We start from the raw sequence: 5,227 nt of genomic DNA on the forward strand, positions 1-5,227 counted from the left end.
ATTCAGTTCTATATTTGTTCACAAGAAACAAGTATAATCTTACAAAATAATCTTAAATATGACAACACATTCCAATGATTTTCCAAATTATTTATCATATCATGTTTTTTATGCTATGTAACTTGAGAAATAAATTTCAAAATGAAAAAAAAGCCAACAAGTACTTCCTTGTTGGCTTTTTCATATTTTAGTAATAACCATACTGCTCTTTTTCTTCTCTTTTATCGTTCAAAATAACACCTAGTAGTTTTCCTGATGCTTTATCTAATATTTGTTTCGCTTTTACGATTTTATCTTTTTCTGTCTTTTCACTTCGTACAACGAGTACGATTCCATCACATTTATTCGCAAGTATTTGTGCATCTGTAACCGCAAGGACAGGTGGTGTGTCGATTAATATAATATCAAACATGTTATATGCTTCTAGCAACGCCTCGTCCATTGCCCGGCTCCCTAATAGTTCTGCTGGGTTTGGCGGGATTGGACCTGCTGCCATTAAGTATACGTTCTCTATATCTGTTTTTTGAATGCATTGCACGAGTTTCGCTTGTCCTGATAATAGGTTCGTTAACCCATTTGAACTATGAATAGCAAATAAGTTTTGTATCGTCGGCTTACGCAAGTCAGCTCCAATTAATAAAACTTTCTTTCCTTGTTGTCCGAAAACAACTGCTAAGTTTGCGATTGTTGTTGTTTTCCCATCACCTGGGTCGGCTGAAGTAACAATAATAGAACGAACATGATTATCTACAGATGTAAACTCAATGTTTGTACGAATGTTACGGTATTGTTCTGTAATACGCGATTTAGGCTCTTTATGTGTAATTAATTGTCGTAATGGTTTTCTTTTCTTTCTCCCGAACATATTCATAATCTCCTTTTGTGAAATGCGACATTTCCCTTTTCTCTCTCTTATGCTCGATTTCATACGTCTAATTAATATTCTTGCTGAGTTCCCCACATTTCATCATAATCAATAACATTCTACTTTGTCTTATTTAAGTACCTTAACAATATGACAATGCCCTTATTTCTTTATTGCCTTTATCACTTATCCTGTTTTCTAGATAAACAATAAAGTAAGTATATGGTAATTACCATCTATTTACAAGTAATTTTCTGATTAGTTTGTATATTATTGTTTCATCGTTATATAGCAGAAACTAAAAAATCCCCTTGTCTTTTCACAAGGAGATTTTTTAGTACTATCTATTCTTTTTTATCACCAATTGCAAATGTAATTTCTGCCTCACATGCAACTTCACCATCTACTGTTGCGATTGCTTTTCCTTTTCCAATTGGGCCGCGTACGCGTGTCATTTCTACTTCTAGACGAAGTTGATCACCTGGGCGTACTTGTTTTTTGAAACGGCAATTGTCGATACCTGCAAAGAAAGCAAGTCTTCCGCGGTTTTCTTCTTTCTTTAATACTGCAACTGCTCCGACTTGTGCTAATGCTTCTACAATAAGTACACCAGGCATAACTGCATAGTCAGGGAAGTGTCCGTTAAAGAATTCTTCATTTGCGGATACATTTTTAATCCCAACCGCTCTTTTGCCTTCATCTACTTCTAATATTTTATCAACGAGTAAAAATGGATAGCGGTGAGGAATGATTTCTTTAATTTGTTCTATATTTAGCATGTAACAATCGCCCCTTTTGTAATATTGGTCTTACCACTTGGACATATTGCTATTATCCCATTTTGTTTATTGTTTGTCATTACAAAGTAACATTTTATATTTAGCACAACTTCCTAAAAAAAATGCACACACTCTATTCCATTAAAATAGTTGCACATTTTTGCAACTGACACGGAGGTGGAAAAGAGTGTATGCCCAAATTAGGGAAAGGCAATATGTATTGAAACATTATTTGCCTTAATGTCGTATTCGACTCATTATATTATAAACGTTTTCAATTAAGGAAATATTAAATTTAACCATATATATGAATATTTTACCTGTTTCCTTCATATTTCTCTATTTTCCTTCCATTTTCGCAAAAAAACAAAATAAAAAAATAAAAAAAACAAAAAAAGAACTAAGGCATTAGCCTTAGTTCTTTCAAATTATCTCAAAGCACGCTTTGGTAATCTGTCGATATTCTCTAACATAATACCTGTACCAACCGCAACGCAGTGCATTGGGTTTTCAGCAATTAATACTGGTACTTTTAGTTCTTCTGCTAGAAGCATGTCGATACCGTGTAGTAAAGCTCCACCGCCTGTTAGAATAACACCGCGGTCGATGATATCTGCAGATAATTCTGGTGGTGTGCGCTCTAATACACCTTTTGCAGCTTGTACAATAACAGCTGCATTTTCTTTTAATGCTTCTGTAATTTCTTCAGAGCATACTGTAATTGTACGTGGTAAGCCTGTTACCATGTCACGTCCGCGAATTTCAAGTTCTTCGCTACGTGCACCTGGGAATACTGTACCAACTTTAATTTTAATATCTTCTGAAGTACGTTCTCCAATTAATAGCTTATACTTACGTTTAATATAGTTTAAGATCTCCATATCAAACTTATCGCCAGCCATTTTGATAGAGGAAGAGGTAACAATATCACCCATAGATAGTACAGCGATATCTGTTGTACCTCCACCAATATCAACAACCATGTTACCGCTTGGTTGGAAGATTTCCATACCAGCACCAACTGCGGCTACTTTTGGTTCTTCTTCTAAAAATACTGTTTTACCACCTGAACGTTCAGCAGCTTCACGAATTGCTTTTTGTTCTACTGATGTAATATTTGTTGGACAACAAATTAAAATACGAGGTTTTGAAAAGAAGCTCTTTACGTCCAATTTGTTAATGAAATACTTTAACATTGCTTCTGTAATTTCGAAGTCTGCGATTACACCATCTTTAAGTGGACGAATTGCTACAATATTACCAGGCGTACGTCCCACCATGCTTCTCGCTTCTTCACCTACTGCTAATACTTTACCACTATTACGATCAATCGCCACAACAGATGGCTCATTTAATACAATACCCTTACCTTTAACATGAATTAATACGTTAGCCGTACCTAGGTCAATTCCGATATCTCGCGCAAACATTCCCGTTTTTTCCTCCTCGATATTCAAAATCAGGTTACACCCGAATTCTTTTCACCTAATTTCTGATTTTATCATAAATTTAACAGAAACGTAATATTCGCAAAAAGAATTCTTCTGAAAAATATTACCGAATGTGAACGGAATGTTTGCTACCGTAACATTATTGACGTACAGGCTTCTCTACATCTTCTTTTCTATACTTTTGTTTTGTTGCTTCTCCCCCTCTTAAATGACGAATAGACTTATGATAATCAAGAATTTCTTTCACTTCATTTGCGAGCTCTGGATTAATTTCTGGTAGACGTTCTGTTAAATCTTTATGGACTGTACTCTTTGATACCCCAAATTCCTTTGCAATGACACGCACTGTCTTTCTTGTCTCCACGATATACTTACCAATCTTGATAGTTCTCTCTTTGATGTAATCGTGCACACCACTCGCCTCCCTAATTTGGATGTGAGAAGGGTGAAATGAGCCTCGCTGCATACGACTAAGAAGTAAGTGTGAGTGCTGTTTGTAAGCGTTAAACATTCTTGGATTTATAATGAAATGATTCACGATTTCTCACCTCAAACACTCTCTTTGCTTTGGTTTATACCATTGTATTGCCCGCACTACTGATATATGCTACATGTTCACTATTTTTGCGGACTAAGTTAAGAAAAATTACGTTTTTTGTGAGAAATACGTTAAAACTGACTATTATAGCGAAAAAAAATGACACCTTATATATAAGGTGTCATTCTTCTCGTTCCAATTCTTCTTCTAACAATTGATGGTGGGGAACCTCTTTCTTACCGGCAATGTAATAATATAAAGTGAATAAAACAAACAATAAAATAATAGCAGTCGACAGAACAAACAAAAATGACACAGTATCCCCTCCCTTTTGTAATATATATTCGAGAATCTCGTCATTTTTCCTTGTTATTGCAACTTTTTTCTCGAAATTGAGTATTTTTATATAAAAATAAAAAAATCAGCTCCCCTAGTGGGAACTGATTTTTTCACTTTCTTATTCTTGTGAAGAAGAATCGTTAGATGATTCTGTAGAACCATTTGTTGATTTTTCTTCTTTCTTCGGTTCTTCTTTTTTGTCACTAGTTGAACCGCTTGTTGATTTCTCTTCTTTTTGAGACTTGTCTTCTGTTTTACTTTCAGGTTTCGTGCTCGTTGACTTCTCTTCTTTTTGAGATTTGTCATCAGCTTTTTTACCAGAAGCATTCGTAGCCTTTGCAGCACCTGCATCAGCTTTAATTTCTGTTACTGATTTATTTAAGTAACGTTCAGGGTTCACAGCCACATTGTCTTTACGTACTTCAAAGTGAACGTGAGAACCTGCCTCTTTATTCATTGCACTTAGACCGGATGTTCCTAATACTTCACCTTGTGCAACTCTTGCACCTTTTTCTACTTTCACACTGCCTAAGCTTTGATAAGATACCGCTACACCATTTCCACTATCAACTGTTACAACATAACCAAGAAGTGAATCTTTTTCAGCTTTCGTTACTGTACCACTTAAAGCAGCAGCAACATTGAATTCTTTTCCATTCTTCGCAGCAATGTCAATTCCTTTATTCGGGGAATATGTGTTGTTATAAAAGACAAGTGCTTTTTCTTGTTCCGCCTCAGTTGCTGCATCTTCATAGAATTTCTTCTGTACGACTACTTCCGCATTCGCGGCAGCTGGCATTTTCACTACTTCTGAAGATTTTGTTACTGGTACTGCTGGATCTTCCGATTGTGTATACGGTGTTGCTTGATCGTGGTTTGGAGTCTTCTTCGGATTAGCTCCTTGGAACCATAGCGCAACCATTAAGATTACCGCTGCACAAGCAATGTATAGTGCCGGAAACACCCATCTTTTTTGAAATAAATGTACTACCTTTTGCGACTTTTTATTATTTCTTCCTCGCATTCCATCATCACCTCAGCAATCATTTTGAACAATATTCACGTATCCTATACAACGTATAACTAATTACTTTTCGACAAAATCTGTAAAAATATGTATGAGAATTGCAAAATTTCCGAGGAAATGATAGAAAAAAGAAAAAAACTGAGCACTTTTGACTCAGTTTTTAATCTAATTGTTTCTTTTTATATACGATTAAACATACAAAGAGCGATATAATAAGCCAAACTGCAA

At 35.3% G+C, this 5,227-nt stretch carries 6 protein-coding genes; all 6 read right to left on the reverse strand.

What is annotated here, in order from left to right; all coding sequences use genetic code 11:
• Window positions 1–187: 187 nt before the first annotated feature.
• Complete coding sequence (locus ABWK52_RS16740) at window positions 188–865, reverse strand: CpsD/CapB family tyrosine-protein kinase (RefSeq protein WP_000467946.1); 678 nt, start codon at window positions 863–865, stop codon at window positions 188–190.
• A 344-nt stretch (window positions 866–1,209) separates the two neighbouring features.
• Window positions 1,210–1,644: a 3-hydroxyacyl-ACP dehydratase FabZ gene (fabZ, locus tag ABWK52_RS16745; protein ID WP_000931959.1), complete on the reverse strand. Its 435-nt coding sequence runs from the start codon at window positions 1,642–1,644 to the stop codon at window positions 1,210–1,212.
• 428 nt (window positions 1,645–2,072) lie between these two features.
• Window positions 2,073–3,074: a rod shape-determining protein gene (locus ABWK52_RS16750; RefSeq protein WP_000457978.1), complete on the reverse strand. Its 1,002-nt coding sequence runs from the start codon at window positions 3,072–3,074 to the stop codon at window positions 2,073–2,075.
• Between the two features lie 160 nt (window positions 3,075–3,234).
• A complete protein-coding gene (gene spoIIID, locus ABWK52_RS16755) occupies window positions 3,235–3,507 on the reverse strand; it encodes a sporulation transcriptional regulator SpoIIID (protein ID WP_000544012.1) in 273 nt (90 codons plus the stop codon).
• A gap of 307 nt (window positions 3,508–3,814) precedes the next feature.
• On the reverse strand, window positions 3,815–3,949 hold the full coding sequence (locus tag ABWK52_RS16760) for a hypothetical protein (protein WP_000008903.1): 135 nt from the start codon (window positions 3,947–3,949) through the stop codon (window positions 3,815–3,817).
• Window positions 3,950–4,090: 141 nt separating this feature from the next.
• Entirely contained in the window at window positions 4,091–4,996 is a 906-nt protein-coding gene (locus ABWK52_RS16765; protein WP_001214926.1) for a M23 family metallopeptidase, read from the reverse strand.
• Between the last annotated feature and the right edge of the window lie 231 nt (window positions 4,997–5,227).

It is taken from the genome of Bacillus sp. AP50 (genome assembly GCF_040492675.1).
Lineage (GTDB): Bacteria > Bacillota > Bacilli > Bacillales > Bacillaceae_G > Bacillus_A > Bacillus_A cereus.